This window comes from Streptomyces sp. NPDC051051 (assembly GCF_040682975.1).
Taxonomy (GTDB): domain Bacteria; phylum Actinomycetota; class Actinomycetes; order Streptomycetales; family Streptomycetaceae; genus Streptomyces.
Map to the genome: position 1 here is coordinate 44,283 of NZ_JBFBCB010000043.1, position 17,462 is coordinate 61,744.

Here is a 17,462-nt window from a genome sequence, read left to right on the forward strand (position 1 = left end):
GAAGCGCAGAACTGTGGTCATGGGGCTCACCGCGGCCGGTGCCGCGCCCGCTCTCGGGTTCGCCGGGAGCGCCCGGGCCGCCACGAAGGGGCAGCCGGTCGGCGCGGAGCCGGCGCTGGTCTTCGACCCGGCCGCCCACACCGAGCAGACCATCGCCGTCAGGGACACCACCGGCACCGTCCACAGCGTCACCTACCGGTTCTTCAAGGTCGCCAGTTACGTGGCCCGCCCGGTGAACGCGGCCTACCAGTCCCTCAACGTCAGCGTCCCCGTGTCCGTCGACGGCAGCCCCGTCGACGCCACCGACGCACCGATCCTGCTCGCCAACTCCGTCGGCGGCTACATGCCGTCCTCGGTGGCGGCCAACACCGGGATCATCGCCTCCGGCATGGGCGGCGGCACCAGCCGGCAGGCGCTCGCGCTGGCCGCCGGATACGTCGTCGTCGAGCCGGGCGCGCGCGGCCGCACCCTCGTCGACGCCGACGGCGTGTACTACGGCACGGCCCCCGCCGCCATCGTCGACCTCAAGGCGGCGGTGCGGTACCTGAAAGCCAACAAGGGCCGGGTGCCCGGCGACGTCGAGCGGATCGTCTCCTCCGGGGTCAGCGCGGGCGGCGCCCTGTCCGCGCTGCTCGGCGCCTCCGGCGACAGCCCCCTGTACGAGCCCTACCTCGCGGAGATCGGCGCGGCCGACGCCTCCGACGCGATCTTCGCCAGCGGCGACTGGTGCCCCATCACCGACCTGGAGCACGCCGACGCCGCCTACGAATGGAACTGGGGCGGCAGTCCGCTCGCCTCCGGTGCCCTCGTCGACCAGACCCTGTCCAGGGAACTCACCGCCCGGTACGCCGACTACCTGCCGACCCTCGGCCTGCGCACCGAGGGACACGGCACCCTCACCGCCCGCAACCTCGACGACCACCTGGTGGAGAAGTACCTCCAGCCGTCCGCCACCCGGTTCCTCGCCGCCCTCACGGACGACGCCCGCGCCGACTACCTCGCCGCGCACCCCTTCCTCACCTGGTCCGGCGGCCGGGCCCGCTTCACCTGGGCCGACTTCCTCACCCACGTCGGCCCCCGCAAGAAGAACGCCCCCTCCTTCGACGCCTTCGGCCTGACCACCCCGGAGAACAACCTCTACGGCACCGGCACCACCGGGGCCCGCCACTTCACCCTCTTCAGCCTGCGCCACGAACAGGGCGCCGGCGCCCGCCTGGCCCCCGACATCCCCGCCAAGCTGCGGCTGATGAACCCGATGCACCACCTCGTCGACCAGGTCAACCCGCACCGCGCGAAGCACTGGTGGATCCGGGTCGGCACCAAGGACAGCGACACGTCCCTGTCCGTCGTCGCCAATCTGGCGACCCGCCTGGAGAACCTCGGCGACGACGTGGACGCCCGTTACTACTGGGACGGCGGCCACGGCGCCGACCAGGACCCGGGCGAGTTCATCGGCTGGATCGCTCAGGTGACCGGTCACCGGCCGGGCGTCCGGAGCCGGCGGCTGCCAGGACGCGGTCGGTGACGCCGAAGAGGTAGGTGGCGGCGAAGCCGACCGCGTACCCCGTCAGCAGCCCGCCCGCGTAGATCGCGAGGAGGACGCCCCAGCCCCGGTTCCCGGCGAGCAGGGGGAGGAGGGCCCAGCCGGACGGGCCGATCGCGGTCGCGCCGACCCGGTCGCCGAGCATCGCGAAGAAGCCGACGAAGGCCCCGCCGGCCGCCCCGCCCACGCAGGCCGTGAGGAAGGGGCGGCCGAGCGGGAGCGAGACGCCGTAGATGAGGGGTTCGCCGACGCCCAGCAGGCCGGCGGGGAGCGCCGACCTGATCGTCGTGCGCAACGAGGTGTCGTGGCGCAGGCGGACGTAGACCGCGAGGGCCGCGCCCACCTGGCCCGCGCCCGCCATCGCCAGGACGGGCAGCAGCACGGTGTGGCCCTGCTGTTCGATGAGCGTGGTGTGGATGGGGATGAGGGCCTGGTGCAGGCCCAGCATCACCAGCGGGAGGAACAGCCCGCCCAGGACCAGGCCGGCGAACGCGCCCGTCGTCGTCAGCAGCCAGTCCGCCGCCGTGCCGATGGCGGTCGAGACCGCGCCGGCCGCCCACATCAGGCCGTACAGCGTGGCCAGGCCGGCGACGAGGACGGTCAGGGTCGGGGTCAGCAGCACGTCCAGGGCCGCCGGGACCCGGCCCCGGCACCACCTCTCCACGCACGTCGCCAGCAGCGCCGCCGCCAGCGCGCCGAGGACCCCGCCCTGACCGGGGGCGAGCGTCACCCCGAACGCCGTGACCTTCGCGACGCCCGGATACACCACGACCGCCGCCACCGCCCCGCCCAGCACGGGCGTGCCGCCGAACTCCTTCGCCGTGCCGACGCCGACGAACACCGCGATCAGCGCCATGAAGGCGGACGCCACGGCGGCCAGGGCGGGCGTCAGCCAGGGCAGCCAACCGGCGTTGACCAGCAGCCCGTTGACGCCGGCGAGGACTCCGCAGCCGATCAGGGCGGGGATGAGGGGCACGAAGACGGCGGCGAGGCGGCGCAGCGCGGTCCTGCCGGGCGTGGCGTTGCGCCGCTGTTGCTCGCCCTTCAACTCCGCTCCCCGCGCAGCCAGTTCCGCCGCCACCGTCGGCCGGCCCACCAGCTCCTCGAACGCCGCCGTCACCCGCCCGACGACTCCCGGCCCGAGCACCACCTGGTACGCACCGCCGTCCACGACGAGCCCCAGCACCCCGGGCACCGCCCGCAGCGCCTCCTCGTCCGCCCGTGACGGATCGGCGAGGCCCAGCCGCAGCCGGGTCATGCAGTGGGCGACGGAGGTCACGTTCGCGGGGCCGCCGACCAGGGGCAGGAGCGCGGCGGCGGTGGCACGGTCATCGGTAGGCACCTGCTGAGCGTGCGGGTCAGGAGCGCGCGGCGGCGAGCGCGGCACGCAGATGGCCGCCGGACTCCTCCAGAAGGCGGGTGGCCGACGGCCCGTCGACCCCGGCGAGCAGCACGAGGATCGCGTTCTTCACCTCGCCGCCGGTGACGTCGAGGGCCCGCTCGATCTCCGCGTCGTCCGCGCCCGTCGCCAGCGAGACGATCCGCCGCGAGCGGGCCCGCAGCTTCTCGTTCGAGGCCCGTACGTCGACCATCAGGTTCCCGTACGTCTTGCCCAGCCGGATCATCGTGATCGTCGACAGCATGTTCAGCACCAGCTTCTGCGCGGTGCCCGCCTTCAGCCGGGTCGACCCGGTGAGCAGCTCGGGCCCGACGACCACCTCGATGCCGTGCTCGGCGGCCGCGGCCAGCGCACTGCCCGGGTTGCAGGCCAGCCCGACGGTCAGCGCGCCGGCCGAGCGCGCGTACTCCACCGCGCCGATCGCGTACGGGGTGCGCCCCGAGGCGGAGATCCCGACCACCGTGTCCCCGGCGGCCAGCGCGAGGCCGGCCAGATCCGCCCGCGCCAGCTCCCGCGAGTCCTCGGCGCCCTCGACGGAGGTCACCATCGCCGGCGGCCCGCCCGCGACGAGTCCCACGACCTGGCCGGGGGCCGCGTTGAAGGTCGGCGGACACTCGGACGCGTCCAGCACGCCGAGCCGCCCGGCCGTTCCCGCCCCGGCGTACACCAGACGGCCGCCGCGCTCCATCCGCGCGGCGATCGCGTCGACGGCGGCCGCGATCTCGGGCAGCCGCGCGGCCACGGCGGCGGCCACCTGGGCGTCCTCGCCGTTCATGAGCCGGGCGATGTCGAGGGTGGGCAGCCGGTCGATCTCGGCGAGTTCGGGCCGGAAGGCCTCGGTGGTGAGCGATCCGAGCTGGGCGAGCAGGTCGTCGGGGCGGGGGGTCGAGGTCATGGCAGCGGCTCTTTCTCTCCGGCGCGGGACGGCCGACTCCGGCGCGGGTCGGCCGACGTGTCCCCACGGTCTACCGGTGCCGGTGGGCCAGGGCCTCGTACGACGCGGCCAGCGCCGGTGCCGCGGTGTCGTACGTGCGCTGCGCCACCCCCACGAACAGGCAGTCCACCACCAGCAGCTGGCCGGTCCTGGACGACATCGCCGCGGGCCGCAGCTCGCTCTCCCGGGCCGTCGACGTCGTCAGCACCTGATCCGCGTACTGCGCGACCGCCCCGCCCGGCCGCCCGGTGATGGCGACGGTCGTGGCACCCCGCTCGAAGGCGACCCGCAGCGGTTCGACGACGTCCCGCGTCGACCCGGAGTGCGTGATCGCCACGGCGACGTCCCCCGCCCGCAACTGCACCGCGTTCGTCACCGCGAGGTGCGGGTCGCTGTGGGCGTGGGCCATGAGCCCTATCCGCAGCAGCTTCTGCACGAGGTCCTGGGCGACGAGCCCGGACGCGCCGACACCGTAGACGTCCGTCCGGCGGGCGGCGGCCACCGCCGCCACCGCCGCCCCGAGCTGCACGGTGTCGAGACCGGCGGCGGTGTCGGCGAGGGCCTGGCGTTCGTCGTGGGCGAGTTTGGCGACGACGTCCGCGATCGGGTCGTCGACCGCGATGTCGGTGGTGATGGCGGGGGCGCGGCCGGACTGCTGCTGCGCCGCGAGCCCGGCGAGGGCGAGCCGCAGGTCGCGGTAGCCGGGGTAGCCGAGCAGCCGGGCGGTGCGCACGACGGTCGCCTCGCTGGTGCCGGTGCGTTCCGCGAGGCGCGTGACGGTGAGCGCCGCGCAGCCCGCGGGGTCGCCCGCGACGGTCTCGGCGACGCGCTGCACCGAGCGGGTCATGGACGGGGCGAGCGCGCGGACCCGGGCGGCGAGGGCGCCGCCGAAAATTTCCGTCACGTCCTGGGGCACCCCTGAAAAATATTTCCGGCTCCGTGTCACGGTCAAGAGTGCGCACAATGGACGCATGGACCCCTCCCCTCCCCGCATCAGCCCCCTGGAACAGGCGTTGCACGCCGCGCGCGCCCTCGTCCTCGCCGACCTGGCCTCGGGCGAGGTGGCCGCGGCGGACGTGGTGTCCCTGGTCGAGGAGTCCGTGACGCAGCGGCGCTGGTGGGTCGAGCAGTGGCCGGACGGCGTGGCCTTCGTGGCCGGACTGGTGGCGCAGGACGTGCAGGACGCCCTGCTGGAGCGCCACGGCCGCTGGCCGATCTGCCCGGTGTGCGGCTCGGGCGACCCGCACGCCCTGGAGGTCGAGCCCGAACTGGGGCCCGACCCGCACTGGGTGTGCCACCGGGCGGGGGTGAAGGTCGCGGCGGTCGGGGCGCTGGGGTCGGCGTCCGGCCGGGCCTCGTGAGGCGCGCGTGACGATCTACGTCGATCCGCCGGACTGGCCCGGCCACGGACGGATGTGGTCCCACCTCGTCAGCGACGTGTCCTTCGACGAACTGCACGCGTTCGCCGACGGGTTGGGCGTGCCGCGGCGGGCCTTCGAACGCGACCACTACGACATCCCCTCGCACCGGTACCCCGACGTGGTCGCGGCCGGCGCGGTGCGGGTCAGCAGCCGCGAGGTGGTCCGGCTGCTGACGGCGGCCGGACTGCGACGGCCCAAGGGGCGCAGCCTGCCCTAGCGATGGGCCGGCCCGGAGGCCCGCGGGGCGCGGCGCGTGTACAGCCGTAGCGTGTCGCCCTCCAGGAGGGACTCCCGCGCCACGTCGGCCCGGACGAACCCGGCGCGGGTCAGCACGGCCTGCGAGGGGGTGTTCGCCTCCTCCACCGCCGCGTACAGCAGGCCCACGTCGTCCCGCGCGAGCGCCCACTGCGCGAGGGCGTCGACCGCCTCGGTGGCGTAGCCGTGGCCGCGGGCGGGCTCCACGAGGTCGTAGCCGATCTCGGTGCGGCCCTCCTCGTCGGGCATCCCGTGGAAGCCCAGGCTGCCGACGGCCCGGCCGTCCGCCCGCCGGACGAGGACGAACACCCCGAACTCGGGCCGGTGCACCCCCGCGTCGTACGCCTTCAGCAGGCCGGCGGCGACCTCGCGGGTGCCCTCGTAGGGCGCGTCGCCGAGCCAGCCGAAACCGCCGTCGCCACCCGCGACCAGGTCGGCGGCGGCCGCCGGGGTGACGCCTTCGAGGGTGAGGCGTTCGGCGGGCAGGACCAGGTTGTTGTTCCAGCACCAGCCGGTGACCGGGGCGCGGCCGGGCAGTTCGCCGCGGCCGGTGGCCCACAGCAGGGTCGGCCAGGGCTCGGGGCCCGGCCGGACGTGCGGGAAGATCCGGCTGAGGACGGCCTCGCACAGCCCGGCGGGCGGCTCGTACGCCAGGCCCAGGCCCTCGGCGATGTCGTGGGTGTGCAGGAGGACCTCGGTGATGCCCATCGCGGCGAAGCCCTCGCGGTTCGCACTGCGGAAGGGGTAGGGGTGGAAGGCGCGGACCCGGGGCGGGGCGGTGCGGACGGTGGCGGCGAGCAGGGCGCCGGTGGTCTCGACGACGTCCAGGACGCCCGCCTGGTCGGTGCCCTCGTCGAAGGCGATCTCGAAGGGCACGTACGCCGTCTGCGCCCGGCCCGCCAACTGCCCGGCGTAGGCGATGAGATCGCTCGCCACGTGTTCCGCCGTCCGCCGGCAGGTCCACTCCAGCCGGCCGGCCCTCACACCGGTCCAGTCCTCGTCCGTCACCGTCCGCAGCAGCTCCACGCTGCCCGCGACGGCCTCCGTCACCTGATCCCCGCCCCATGCGCGCATGACGTGCAGGGTAGGCGGGTGCGGGGCTCAGACCGACAGCATGTCCAGCTCCGCGCGCATGTTGTACCGGGCGGTCGCCTCCCACTCCCGCGCCCCGTACGGGGTGCGGAACAGCCGGGGCAGGCCGAGGAGATGGCGCAGTACGGCGGCCCGGCCCTCGCGGAAGGCGTCGCTGGGCACGAAGTGGTACTCCTCGCGGATCTCGGCCGTGTAGGCGGCGTACGCCGACGGCGGCGCGGCGAGGATCGCGAGGTCGGCGTCGCACAGCACCCGGCCGTCGCGGTCGTCGTCGGCCGGGTCGTGGGTGACGGTCAGCCGGACCAGGCGGGCCACCTCGGCGGTCTTCGCCCGCGACAGTCCGGCCTCGGGGAGCGCGAGCTCGGCGAGGCGGGCGGAGCGGTCCTCGTTCTCGGAGCGGTCGGGGAGGTGGACGGCGTCGTGGAACCAGGCGGCCAGGCGGACGACGTCCGGGTCGTCGGCGTACTCCTGGAGCGTGTCGATCCGGTCGAGGACCGCGGTGAGGTGGGTGAGCGTGTGGTAGCGGCGCTGCGGCTCCTGCCAGCGGCGGAGGAGGTCGTCGGCGTAGGGCAGGGGGTCCGGGCCGGCGGCAAAGGCCGGGGCGCGGGCGGCTTCGAGGGTGCGGCGGAAGCGGGCGCGCAGGGCTTGCGGGGCGGTGTCTCCGGCGCGGGGGCGGTCGGGTGCGGGACGGTCGGCCATGCCGTCATTCTCGCCCGGCCCGGCCGGGGACGCGGGGGTGAGCGCGGCGGCCCGCAGGCGTACTCTGGAATTGGACTAGACCTGTAGAGCCGTCGATGAATGGGGTCCCATGAGCAAGCGTGCAGTCCTGGAGGTGATCGCCCTCGACGCGCGGGACGCGGTCGCCGCCCGGGCCGGAGGCGCCGACCGCCTCGAAGTGGTCACCGACATCGCCGCCGACGGGCTCACCCCGCCCGCCGCGACGTTCGCCGCCGTCCGGGCCGCCGTCGACATCGACCTGCGCGTCATGCTGCGTCTGACCGACGGGTTCGCCGCCGGGGACGTCGGGCGGCTCGTCCGGGCCGCCGGAACGCTGCGGGCGGAGGGGGCGGACCAGTTCGTGCTCGGCTTCCTCGACGCGGAGGGCGGCGTGGACCTGGCCGCAGTCGAGCGGGTGGTCGCGGAACTGGACGGCTGCCCGTGGACGTTCCACCGGGCCATCGACCACACAGCCGACCGGGACGCCCTGCGCAAGCAGTGCGAGGGGCTGCCCGGACTCGACACCTACCTCACGGCCGGATCGGCCGCGGGCGTCGACGACGGGTTGCCCGTGCTGGTCGCGGAGGCGGGCCGGCGGGGGGAGCAGGGGTACGAGCAGGAGGTCCTGGCGGGGGGAGGGCTGCGGCTCGACCACGTGCCGGCGCTGCGGGCGGCGGGCGTCGGCGCGTTCCACATCGGCGGGGCGGCCCGGCCGGACGGCTGGCGGGGGCCGGTGTCGGCGGGGGCCGTGGAGGAGTGGCGGCGGGTGCTGGACGAGGGGTGAGGCGAGGGTGTCCGGCCGCCCGGGTCACCCGGGCGGCGGCGGGCGGCTCCTGCCGGAAAGGCTTCTACCGGTCGGCCAGTTGGGGCGGCAGGCCGGTGGCGTGGGTGACCACCAGCCCCGAGACGGCTCGGGTCAGCGCCACGTACAGGCGTCGCAGTCCCGTCCGTTCGTCCGGCTCGGCGTCCACCACCGCGCTCGGCTCGTCCAGGACGACGTGGTCGTACTCCAGGCCCTTGGCCAGGGAGGCCGGGACCAGGGTCAGGCGGGTCTCCCGGGTGGTCTCCTCGCCCGGGGCCAGGAAGGGGATCCCCGCCGCCCCGAGGGCCTCCGCCAGCGCGGGCACGCGGACGTCGGCCGCGATGAGGCCCGTCGACCCCTCGTTGCGGAGCGACTCCTCGCAGGCGGCGACGACGTCCCCGTCGTCGGACACCGCGCGGATCTCGAAGGAGCCGGCGTTCTCCCGGACGGAGGCGACCGGCGTCAGGCCCGGCGCGATGTGGGGCAGCAGCCGGGAGGCGTAGGCGATGACGTCCGTCGGAACGCGGAAGCCGGCCGTCAGTTCCTCGATCACCGCGTCGGCCTTGCCGAGGTGCGCGAGGGCCTCCTCCCAACTGCGCGTCGCCCAGGGCGTGGTGCCCTGCGCCAGGTCGCCCAGGACGGTCGCGCTGCCCGTGGTGCAGCGGCGGCCGACCGCGCGGTACTGCATGGGGGACAGGTCCTGCGCCTCGTCGAGGACGACATGGCCCAGGGAGTGCGTGCGCTCCACGAGGTCGCCGGCCTCGTCGATCAGCACCGCGTCCGCGGCGGACCACCTGGCCGACCTCACCGACCGCACCGGCTTCGCCCACAGGATCGTTGTGCGCTCCTCCTCGGTCAGGATCCCCTCCGCGTGCTCCGCGAGGAACTCCGCGTCCGTGAGCAGCCGCAGCACCAGCTTCGCCGGGTCGACGGGCGGCCAGACGGCCTTCACGGCGGCCTTGACGGCGCTGTTGCGGGCCACGGCGTCCTGCACCCGGTCGTCGGGCGCCTCTCCGGCCCGCTCCATCTGCACCAGCACGGCGTGCGCGACGCGCTGCGGGAGGGCGTCGCGGGCGGCGCCGTAGCGGATGCCGCGGTCGAGCAACTCGCGGACGATCTGGTCCAGTTCGTACGCCGGGACCCGCCAGCGGCGCGATCCGCGGACGACGACGACCGGCTCGGTCGGCAGGGTGACGTGGGAGTACAGCGCCCGCCGCAGCACCTCGGCCATCCTCGCGTCGCCCTTGACGATCGCCGCGGGGGCCTCGTCCGTGCCCCGCACCTCCACCTGCGCGACGAGGTCGTCGACGGTGGCCTGGCGGACCGTCAGCTCGCCCAGGGCGGGCAACACCTGCTCGATGTAGCTGAGGAAGGACCGGTTCGGGCCGATGACCAGCGTGCCGGTGCGGGCCAGCCGCTCGCGGTGCGCGTACAGCAGGTACGCCACCCGGTGCAGGCCGACGGCCGTCTTCCCGGTGCCGGGGCCGCCCTGCACGCACACCGAGCCGCCCAGTCCGCTGCGGACGATCTCGTCCTGCTCGGGCTGGATGGTGGCGACGATGTCGCGCATCGGGCCGACACGCGGCCGTTCGATCTCCCGCTGGAGCAGCTTGCTGGTGGTGGCCGCCTCGGCCGGGTCCGAGAGGTGCTCGTCCTCGTACGCGGTGAGGTCGCCCCCGGTGTAGCCGAAGCGGCGCCGGAGGCCGACGTCCATCGGGTCCTTCCTGGAGGCCCGGTAGAACGGCTGCGAGACCGGCGCGCGCCAGTCGATGACCATCGGGTCGCCGTCGTGGTCGTGGACGTGCCGGCGCCCGATGTAGAAGCGTTCCCCTTCCGCACCCTCGGCCCGCTCGGCGCCGGGGGCGTGGAGGTAGTCCAGCCGGCCGAAGAACAGCGGGGTGTCGCTGAGGTCGGCGAGCGCCTTGACGCGGTCCGCGATCTGGCGCTCCAGGATCTGTGCGTTGACCCAGTTGGCGGTGACGTCGCTGATGTCGAGGGACTGCACGTCCTCGCGCATGGCGCGCAGCGCGGCGCGGGAGGCGGCGAGGTGGGAGCGCTCGCGGAGGAGCGGGTCGGCGGCGGACACGGGTGTGGACAAGGGGGTGCCTCCGGGCCTGCGGAAAGGGGTGACTGCGGGGAAGCCGTCCGGTTTCCGTCCGGGCGGCGGCGCTCCCTGGGGAGGCGGGCAAGAGCGGAGATTCTAGGACCTGGGAGCCCCGTGAAGCCAACGGGTTTCCGCCCGGCCTCCGTCCTGCCCGCCAGCCTGTCGCCTGTCCGCCGTCCGCCTTCCCCTCTTCCCTTCCGCCTTCCGTCCCCTAGGGGACGGGGCCCTCTCTCCCCGGAGGAACCGCTCCGCCCGGGGGTGGACGGAAAGTCCACCCGAAGTGGCTCCCCAGACCGATGCCGCCCTTATGTCCGCGATCGCACCATGGAGGCATGAGCGCAGCGACCTTCAATCCAGCCCCCGCCCCGGGCCGCCCGTCCGGCGCGACCTCCGTCTCCGGCACCCCTCACCACCACCGTCTGGGCGACGCCCTGCACGCGGTACGCGTCTTCGCGGGCGCGGCCTTCGACGTGGTGATCCTCGGCGAGTACGGCGAGGAGGTGGGCGTCCGCCGCCGGGAGCCCCCGCCGGTACCGCCACGCGACTGAGTACGCGCGGCGCCCGGCTGAGTACCCGCGCCGATGCCCGCCCGCACCTCCCGGCGGTTCACTCGGGGCATGACGACACCGCACCCCGCGTATCCGGCACCGCACGCGACCCTCGTCCCGGTCCCCGCCGACCAGGACCGCCATGCCTGGGTGGCCCCGCTCGTCGCGACCGTTCTGCTGGTCTTCCTGGGGCCGGCGGCCCTGTTCCTGGGCGGCCTCTCGGCGATGGCGACCGACAGCTGCGGTCCCGACGACTGCTCGTCGGCGCTGAACACGTCCCTGGCGCTGATCTACGGCATCCTCGAATTCGGCGGACCGGTCACCCTGGCCGCCTTCGTCTCCGCCTGGGCCCTGCCCTGGAAGCGCCGCTGGTCGGCCGTGCGCGCCTGTCTGGCCGCCGCGTCGCTGCTGCCGCCGCTGACCGTGCTGTTCCTGGTGTTCACCCTGCCCGCGCCGTAGGCCCCGCCCCGGTCGGGCGTCCTCCGCCCGCGCCGTGGTCCCCGCTCCCGCTCAGGCGTCCTCCGCCAGCAGTTCGTCCGCGTCCATGATCCGGTAGGCGTAGCCCTGCTCGGCGAGGAAGCGCTGCCGGTGGGCGGCGAAGTCCTGGTCGAGCGTGTCGCGGGCGACGACCGAGTAGAAGTGCGCCTGGTGGCCGTCCGCCTTCGGCCGCAGCACCCGCCCCAGCCGCTGCGCCTCCTCCTGGCGCGAGCCGAAGGTGCCCGACACCTGGATGGCGACCGTCGCCTCGGGCAGGTCGATCGAGAAGTTCGCGACCTTCGACACCACCAGCACGCTGATCTCGCCCTGCCGGAACGACTCGAACAGCTTCTCGCGCTGGGCGTTGGACGTCTCGCCCTTGATGACCGGCGCGTCCAGGTGCTCCCCCAGCTCGTCGAGCTGGTCGATGTACTGCCCGATGACGAGGATCTGCTGCCCGGCGAACCGCCGCACGATCGCCTCCGTCACCTTCCGCTTGGTCTCGGTGGTGGCGCAGAAGCGGTACTTCTCCTCGGCCTCGGCGGTCGCGTACGCGAGCCGCTCGGAGTCCGTCAGGTTCACCCGGACCTCGACGCAGTCCGCGGGCGCGATGTAGCCCTGCGCCTCGATCTCCTTCCACGGAGCGTCGAACCGCTTCGGCCCGATGAGGGAGAACACGTCCGACTCGCGGCCGTCCTCGCGCACCAGCGTGGCCGTCAGGCCCAGCCGGCGCCGCGCCTGGAGGTCGGCGGTGAACTTGAAGACCGGCGCCGGCAGCAGGTGCACCTCGTCGTAGACGATCAGCCCCCAGTCACGGGAGTCGAACAGCTCCAGGTGCGGGTAGACGCCCTTCCGCCTGGTCGTCAGCACCTGGTAGGTGGCGATGGTGACGGGGCGGATCTCCTTGCGCGTCCCGCTGTACTCGCCGATCTCCTCCTCGGTCAGCGACGTCCGCTTGATCAGCTCGTGCTTCCACTGCCGGGCGGAGACGGTGTTGGTGACCAGGATCAGCGTGGTCGACTTGGCCTGCGCCATCGCCCCGGCCCCGACCAGCGTCTTGCCGGCGCCGCAGGGCAGGACGACGACCCCGGACCCGCCGTGCCAGAAGTTCTCCACGGCCTGCTTCTGGTAGGGCCGCAGCGCCCAGCCGTCCTCGGCCAGCTCGATCGGGTGCGCCTCGCCGTCGACGTACCCGGCGAGGTCCTCGGCGGGCCAGCCCAGCTTCAGCAGCGTCTGCTTGATCTGCCCGCGCTCGGAGGGGTGCACGGCGACCGTGTCGGGGTCGATCCGGGCCCCGACCAGCGGGGCGACCCGCTTGGACCGCAGGATCTCCTCCAGGACCGGCCGGTCCGTGGTGGTCAGCACGAGACCGTGCGCGGGGTGCTTGCTGAGCGTCAGCCGCCCGTAGCGGTCCATCGTCTCGGCGATGTCCACCAGCAGCGCGTGCGGCACCGGGTACCGGCTGAACTCCACGAGCGCGTCCACCACCTGCTCGGCGTCGTGCCCGGCGGCGCGCGCGTTCCACAGGCCCAGCGGGGTCAGCCGGTAGGTGTGGATGTGCTCGGGCGCTCGCTCCAGCTCCGCGAACGGCGCGATGGCCCGACGGCACGCGTCGGCCCGCTCGTGGTCGACCTCCAGGAGCAGGGTCTTGTCCGACTGGACGATGAGTGGACCATTCACGCGCGGCACCCTTCCCTTCGCGGCCGTGGCACGCGGCCAAACGTCCAGTGTGCCCTACCGGCCACGACGGGGGCGGGGGTGCGCCGGAGTGGCCTTCATGACAGCCACGGGCGAGCGGGTCGAACGGGTGGACGAACAGGATCGGGTGATCGGGGTGGTGGACCGCGGCGAGGCCGTCGCCCGCCACTGGCTGCACCGCGTCGCCACGACCGTCTGCCGGGACGCGCACGGCCGGTTCCTGGTGCACCGGCGGCCGGAGACCGTGTCCCGCTTCCCCGGCTGCCACAACTGGCTGATCGGCGGAGCCGTCGAGCCCGGCGAGTCCTACGAGCGGGCCGCCGCCCGCGAACTCGCCGAGGAACTCGGCGTGCGGGCGCCGGTCCGGCCCCTGTTCAGGTTCCTGTGCCGGGGAGCGATCAGCCCGTACCGGCTCGGCGTCCACGAAGCCGTCGTCACCGGCGGCCTCACCCCCGACCCGGCCGAGATCGACTGGTACGCCTGGGTCACCGAGAGCGAGCTGTGGGACATGGCAGGGCGCCGCACGTTCGTCCCCGACGGCGCGGCGGCCCTGCGTCGCTACCCGGCTACGCCTCGTCGTCCGCCAGCTCCGCCACTCCCGTGATCCGGTGCAGCGGGTACGTCCTGACCTCGTCCGCCGTGTGGTCGTACGCCGTCACGAAACCGCCCTCCACCCGGACCGGTGCGATGACGCGCTGGCTGGCGGCCCCCTCGGCGTTGACGTAGCCGATCCACACGGCCTCGCCGGTGAGGACGGCGGCCTGCACGGTGGCGAGGGTCTCCGCGGGCGAGGTGCGGGGCAGCGCGCCGGGCGCCTGTGCCGCGTCGTCGTCGGCCGGCTTGCGGGGGGCCGTGGACGCCAGGTCGCCGGCGCGGATCGCCCGGATCGCGGCCGACAGCAGGGTGTCGTCGGGGACGGGCGGACCCTCCGGCACCGGTTCCGGGGCGGTGCGGGGCGGGCTGCGGTGGGCGTCGGCGCGGGTGATCAGGACGTCGCCCTCCGCCGACTCGGCGGCCGGCGCGAACCCCATCGCCCGCAGCCCGTCGAGGAGGGCCGCCGGGGCGGCCCCGGCCGCCAGCACGGTCGGCGCGAGACGGCGCAGCCGCAGGGCGACGGCGCGCTTGTCGGCGAGGATCTCGTTCAGCATCGCGTCGTCGTCGCAGCGGACGTACGCCGAGGCCGCGCCCACCCGGAGATGCCCGTGCCGGCGCGCCACGTCGTCGATCAGGTACGCCAACGGCTGCGGAACCGGCGTACGGGAGTGCTCCGCGAGGAAGGCGTGCAGGTCGGAGGCGGTACGGCCGGCGTCCAGAGCACGGCGTACGGAACCGGGCGTGAAGCGGTAGACGGTCGCCCCGCCCTTCGACTCGACGTCGGCCAGCACGCCCAGCATGTCGGCGAGCGGCCGGTGCAGCGGGCCCGGTGCCACCGCGGTCAGGTCCGCCTGGAGCAGCACGTGGTCCAGCGGCTCGGGAAGCAGCGGCGCCAGCAGCCGGACGGCGGCGGCGGAGGCGACGGCCTGCTCGGCGGCCGGGAGAGGACCGGGGGCGAGGGGCGTCGCGGCCGGGGCCGCGCTGTGGTGGGGGAAGGGAAGCCTGTCGCCGGGGCCCGCTGCGGAGTCCGCGCCCCCGGCCGCGGGAGGCGCCTCGTCCCGTCGGACCGCCGGCCGGTCCGCCGCCGGGCCGAGGAGGGCCCGGCCCTGGGACGACAGGGCGCCCCGGCCCGTGACGCCCAGCAGCTCCGCCTCCGACAGGGTCCAGCCGGCCAGCCGGGCGCGCAGGTCGTCCTCGCGCTGGGGTCCGCGCAGGGGGCGCTCCCAGCTCAGCCGGGCGAGCACCGACTCGGCGGTCGGCGCGGTGCCCTCCGCGAGCCCGGCCAGCAGCGCCAGCACCCGGCGGCGTACCTCCGGCGCGGCCGAGCGGTCCAGGCCCGGCCCGAGCGCCGACAGCGTCCGCTCCTTCGCGTCCCGCCCGCCGACCAGTCCCGGCGTCCGGGTCCCCGCCAGCCAGGCCTCCGCCAGCCGGACCCAGCGCTCGGCGGCCGGACGCTCCAGCCACTCGTCGTAGGCCGGGGTGGCCGCGTACCGCTCGTCGGCCTCGCCGTCGGAGGCGATCAGCCCGGCGGCGTACGCCAGCTCGACCCAGAACGCGGCCATCGGCTCCGACACGTCCAGGGCGACGGCCGTCCGCTTCAGGTCCCGCAGGCTCAGTCCGCCCGCGCGCAGCACCGCGGGGCCGCCCTCGTCCCACTCCTTCAGCAGCTCCTCGACGGTCGCCAGCGCGGTGTACGCCTGCCCCGCCGCGGCCGCGTCCACCATCTGCGGACGGTGCGTCGCGGCCGGCTCGACGGCGGGCGGCACCGGCTCGGGCGTGCGGTGCGCGCGGCCGGCCCGCAGGTGCAGGGCCACCTCGCGCGGCAGGACGACCGTGCCGGGCGAGGTCGGCAGCAGCAGCCCCCGGTCCAGCAGCCAGCGCAGCCGGGCCCCCGGCTCGGCGGTGACCTGCCCGTACGGCGGCCCCCACACCAGCCGGTCCAGCACGTCGAGGGACTCGGCGGGAGCCCCGGCGAGCAGCGCGTCCATCCTCCGGCGGTCGCCGAACAGGCCGGCCAGCGCGGTGGCCGCGGAGACGGGGTCATGGGTGGACGGCAGCCCGGCGGCCGTCACGATCTCCTGGATCCGGCCCGGCGACATGCCCGCGGTGGCCTCCCGCACGGACGGGCCGAGCCCGGTCGGCGAAGGGTGCTGCGGGGACGGGGCGAGCAGCTCGCGGGCGGTGCGGACCAGCCGGAGCCGGTCGTCGTCGCCCCAGACCAGGGCCTGCTCCCGCAGCACGGCCACCGCCCCGGGAAGGGCGGCCCCGACGACCGCGTCCCGCTCGTCCCCGGCCATCAGCCCCAGCAACTCCTCGTACGCCGCCGGTTCCGCCGCCACGGCCAGCGCCTCCGCCGTCTGGAGCGTGAACCGGTCCAGCCGCTCCAGGGCCCGCACCACCGAGGCACGGGTCCCGGCGCGGGTGGCGAGCTGGGTGAGGTCGGTGGGGACCGGCGTGACGAGGTCGGGGCGGGCGCGCAGGAGCGCGGCCAGGGACGCGTCGTCCCGGGCGCGGAGCGCCTCCGCGAGGGAACGCGGGGCCGAGGGCTTCTCGTCGCTGCTCATCCGCTCCACGGTAGCGGGTGGCGGGCCCGGGGAGAGGGCGCCGCCGGGGCCGGGAACCCGTGCGGCGGGCGGGTGGCGGACGAACGGAACAATTCCCCGGTGACCGCGGAGCCGCGGAACGTCCGCCGCGGGTGCGGCGACCGCGGCGACCGCCGCCGCCCGCAGGCGCCGAACTCCCGCCGCCGCCCGCCGTCATGAACGGCGGGGCGGCGGCCACGCTGCGCTAACGTCGTGTCGCGGGGTATCCAAGGCACCGGCCCCGGAGGGGACTTCGTGGGTATCGAAAGCGATCAGGTCGTCTACGAGTATCTGAGCCGCGTCGGCGACGTGGCGCAGCAGCGGCAGTTGTCGTCGGCCACGCGCATGCGGCTCGTGTCCGAACTGCGCAACGAGATCGACCGGCGCCGCGCCAAGGCGCCCGTCGACAGCCCGGCCGCCGTCCGCCGCATCCTCGACCGGCTCGGCAGCCCCGAAGAGGTCGTCTCGGCGGTCGGCGGCACCCGCGGCGACGCCGCCCCGCAGGCCCCGCCCGCCGCGGTGCCCGTCCAGCGGCAGCAGGAACCGCCGGACGCCGCCGGACGCCGGCCCAAAGGGCTGCGGCGCGTCGTGCCCCGCCCCCGGCCGCGCCCCGACGCGCCCGCCGCCTCCCCGGACGTCCCCTCGCCGCCGCACCGCGCGGGCGCGCACGAACTGGGTGGTGTCGGGGAGACCCCGGACTGGTGGCGCCGGGAGACGACCCCGTTCGGGCTGGGGGAGGAGGTGCCGGGGTTCGTCGGCGGGGTGGAGATCGCGGACATGCTGAAGCCGCCGCCGCCGCCTCCGTCGGCGAAGCAGAAGGCACCCCCGGCGCCGGCACCGGAGTCCGGCCCGGGGGAGCCCGCCGCCCGCCGTCGCCGCTTCCTTCCGGCGCCGCGCGGCGGCCGCTGGACCAACCCGCTGCTGCTCCTGGCCGCCGCCTGCCTGGTGGCGGGCACGGTGACCGGGGAATGGATCCTGCTGCCCGTCGGCTGGGCCATCGCCTACGTCTCCCGGCGGCTGTCCGACCGCGAGACCAAGTGGGCGGTCGTGGTCCTCCCCGGCCTCGCCGTCACGGCGGGCGTCGTCTGGCTCTGGGGCCGCACGGCCGGCCGCTGGGGGGCCCCGATCCCCGAGGGCCACATGAACGAGGCACTGGCCGAGACGTGGCCGTGGGTCCTCCGCGGCGCGGCCCTGGCCTCGGCCCTGTTCCTGGTGTGGCGGTCCCAGCGGACCAGGTAGCGGACCGGGTGGCGGACCGGCCGGCGGGCCGCACGCCGAGGGCGGGCCGGGGCCGGT

Annotated in this window: 16 protein-coding genes; 8 read left to right on the forward strand and 8 right to left on the reverse strand. The window is 75.3% G+C overall.

Annotated elements, in window-relative coordinates; genetic code table 11:
* Positions 1-19: 19 nt before the first annotated feature.
* Positions 20-1,525 (forward strand): subtype B tannase, encoded by a 1,506-nt coding sequence (locus AB0N31_RS27810; RefSeq protein ID WP_366061200.1) that lies wholly within the window; start codon positions 20-22, stop codon positions 1,523-1,525.
* Here the strand turns inward: AB0N31_RS27810 and AB0N31_RS27815 are convergent.
* The 3 genes from AB0N31_RS27815 to AB0N31_RS27825 all read right to left on the reverse strand — a co-directional run bounded on the left by AB0N31_RS27815 (position 1,449) and on the right by AB0N31_RS27825 (position 4,792).
* Positions 1,449-2,885, reverse strand: coding sequence for a PTS transporter subunit EIIC (locus AB0N31_RS27815; RefSeq protein WP_366061170.1), 1,437 nt, complete (start codon positions 2,883-2,885; stop codon positions 1,449-1,451). The two genes, AB0N31_RS27810 and AB0N31_RS27815, sit on opposite strands and share 77 nt — an antisense overlap.
* 16 nt (positions 2,886-2,901) lie before the next feature.
* On the reverse strand, positions 2,902-3,837 hold the full coding sequence (gene murQ / locus AB0N31_RS27820) for an N-acetylmuramic acid 6-phosphate etherase (protein ID WP_366061171.1): 936 nt from the start codon (positions 3,835-3,837) through the stop codon (positions 2,902-2,904).
* Between the two features lie 70 nt (positions 3,838-3,907).
* Positions 3,908-4,792, reverse strand: coding sequence for a MurR/RpiR family transcriptional regulator (locus tag AB0N31_RS27825; RefSeq protein ID WP_366061172.1), 885 nt, complete (start codon positions 4,790-4,792; stop codon positions 3,908-3,910).
* 55 nt (positions 4,793-4,847) lie between these two features.
* Here AB0N31_RS27825 and AB0N31_RS27830 point away from each other — a divergent pair, with 55 nt between their 5' ends.
* Together AB0N31_RS27830 and AB0N31_RS27835 are read left to right on the forward strand one after the other, a co-directional pair.
* Positions 4,848-5,237 carry a hypothetical protein gene (locus AB0N31_RS27830; protein WP_366061173.1) on the forward strand — a complete coding sequence of 130 codons (390 nt, stop codon included), beginning with the start codon at positions 4,848-4,850 and terminating at the stop codon, positions 5,235-5,237.
* A gap of 7 nt (positions 5,238-5,244) precedes the next feature.
* Positions 5,245-5,514: a DUF4031 domain-containing protein gene (locus AB0N31_RS27835; RefSeq protein WP_366061174.1), complete on the forward strand. Its 270-nt coding sequence runs from the start codon at positions 5,245-5,247 to the stop codon at positions 5,512-5,514.
* Here AB0N31_RS27835 and AB0N31_RS27840 read toward each other — a convergent pair.
* Positions 5,511-6,626: a GNAT family N-acetyltransferase gene (locus AB0N31_RS27840; RefSeq protein WP_366061175.1), complete on the reverse strand. Its 1,116-nt coding sequence runs from the start codon at positions 6,624-6,626 to the stop codon at positions 5,511-5,513. The genes AB0N31_RS27835 and AB0N31_RS27840 overlap by 4 nt on opposite strands.
* A gap of 27 nt (positions 6,627-6,653) precedes the next feature.
* On the reverse strand, positions 6,654-7,343 hold the full coding sequence (locus AB0N31_RS27845) for a hypothetical protein (RefSeq protein ID WP_366061176.1): 690 nt from the start codon (positions 7,341-7,343) through the stop codon (positions 6,654-6,656).
* Between the two features lie 109 nt (positions 7,344-7,452).
* Here AB0N31_RS27845 and AB0N31_RS27850 point away from each other — a divergent pair, with 109 nt between their 5' ends.
* The gene (locus AB0N31_RS27850; protein ID WP_366061177.1) at positions 7,453-8,145 is read left to right on the forward strand and encodes a copper homeostasis protein CutC; all 693 of its coding nucleotides are present in this window, start codon (positions 7,453-7,455) and stop codon (positions 8,143-8,145) included.
* Positions 8,146-8,209: 64 nt separating this feature from the next.
* On the opposite strand, the gene AB0N31_RS27855 is transcribed toward AB0N31_RS27850, so the two are convergent.
* Positions 8,210-10,261: an ATP-binding domain-containing protein gene (locus AB0N31_RS27855; protein ID WP_366061178.1), complete on the reverse strand. Its 2,052-nt coding sequence runs from the start codon at positions 10,259-10,261 to the stop codon at positions 8,210-8,212.
* Between the two features lie 338 nt (positions 10,262-10,599).
* On the opposite strand from AB0N31_RS27855, the gene AB0N31_RS27860 reads away from it, so the two are divergent.
* Positions 10,600-10,815 carry a hypothetical protein gene (locus tag AB0N31_RS27860; RefSeq protein ID WP_366061179.1) on the forward strand — a complete coding sequence of 72 codons (216 nt, stop codon included), beginning with the start codon at positions 10,600-10,602 and terminating at the stop codon, positions 10,813-10,815.
* A gap of 69 nt (positions 10,816-10,884) precedes the next feature.
* On the forward strand, positions 10,885-11,274 hold the full coding sequence (locus AB0N31_RS27865) for a hypothetical protein (protein WP_366061180.1): 390 nt from the start codon (positions 10,885-10,887) through the stop codon (positions 11,272-11,274).
* Positions 11,275-11,325: 51 nt separating this feature from the next.
* On the opposite strand, the gene AB0N31_RS27870 is transcribed toward AB0N31_RS27865, so the two are convergent.
* On the reverse strand, positions 11,326-12,972 hold the full coding sequence (locus AB0N31_RS27870) for a DNA repair helicase XPB (protein WP_366061181.1): 1,647 nt from the start codon (positions 12,970-12,972) through the stop codon (positions 11,326-11,328).
* 97 nt (positions 12,973-13,069) lie between these two features.
* Here AB0N31_RS27870 and AB0N31_RS27875 point away from each other — a divergent pair, with 97 nt between their 5' ends.
* Positions 13,070-13,594, forward strand: coding sequence for an NUDIX domain-containing protein (locus AB0N31_RS27875; protein WP_366061182.1), 525 nt, complete (start codon positions 13,070-13,072; stop codon positions 13,592-13,594).
* Here the strand turns inward: AB0N31_RS27875 and AB0N31_RS27880 are convergent.
* Positions 13,557-16,148, reverse strand: a complete 2,592-nt coding sequence (locus AB0N31_RS27880; protein WP_366061183.1) for a helicase-associated domain-containing protein — start codon at positions 16,146-16,148, stop codon at positions 13,557-13,559. The genes AB0N31_RS27875 and AB0N31_RS27880 overlap by 38 nt on opposite strands.
* A gap of 273 nt (positions 16,149-16,421) precedes the next feature.
* Here AB0N31_RS27880 and AB0N31_RS27885 point away from each other — a divergent pair, with 273 nt between their 5' ends.
* Positions 16,422-17,405: a hypothetical protein gene (locus tag AB0N31_RS27885; protein WP_366061184.1), complete on the forward strand. Its 984-nt coding sequence runs from the start codon at positions 16,422-16,424 to the stop codon at positions 17,403-17,405.
* Positions 17,406-17,462: the final 57 nt, after the last annotated feature.

Bases quoted from the DNA above. Each gene is read 5' to 3' on its own strand.
- AB0N31_RS27865 (WP_366061180.1), top strand. From the start codon at position 10,885: ATGACGACACCGCACCCCGCGTATCCGGCACCGCACGCGACCCTCGTC.
- murQ (WP_366061171.1), bottom strand. From the start codon at position 3,837: ATGACCTCGACCCCCCGCCCCGACGACCTGCTCGCCCAGCTCGGATCG.
- AB0N31_RS27840 (WP_366061175.1), bottom strand. From the start codon at position 6,626: ATGCGCGCATGGGGCGGGGATCAGGTGACGGAGGCCGTCGCGGGCAGC.
- AB0N31_RS27845 (WP_366061176.1), bottom strand. From the start codon at position 7,343: ATGGCCGACCGTCCCGCACCCGACCGCCCCCGCGCCGGAGACACCGCC.
- AB0N31_RS27850 (WP_366061177.1), top strand. From the start codon at position 7,453: ATGAGCAAGCGTGCAGTCCTGGAGGTGATCGCCCTCGACGCGCGGGAC.
- AB0N31_RS27880 (WP_366061183.1), bottom strand. From the start codon at position 16,148: ATGAGCAGCGACGAGAAGCCCTCGGCCCCGCGTTCCCTCGCGGAGGCG.
- AB0N31_RS27810 (WP_366061200.1), top strand. From the start codon at position 20: ATGGGGCTCACCGCGGCCGGTGCCGCGCCCGCTCTCGGGTTCGCCGGG.
- AB0N31_RS27860 (WP_366061179.1), top strand. From the start codon at position 10,600: ATGAGCGCAGCGACCTTCAATCCAGCCCCCGCCCCGGGCCGCCCGTCC.
- AB0N31_RS27830 (WP_366061173.1), top strand. From the start codon at position 4,848: ATGGACCCCTCCCCTCCCCGCATCAGCCCCCTGGAACAGGCGTTGCAC.
- AB0N31_RS27875 (WP_366061182.1), top strand. From the start codon at position 13,070: ATGACAGCCACGGGCGAGCGGGTCGAACGGGTGGACGAACAGGATCGG.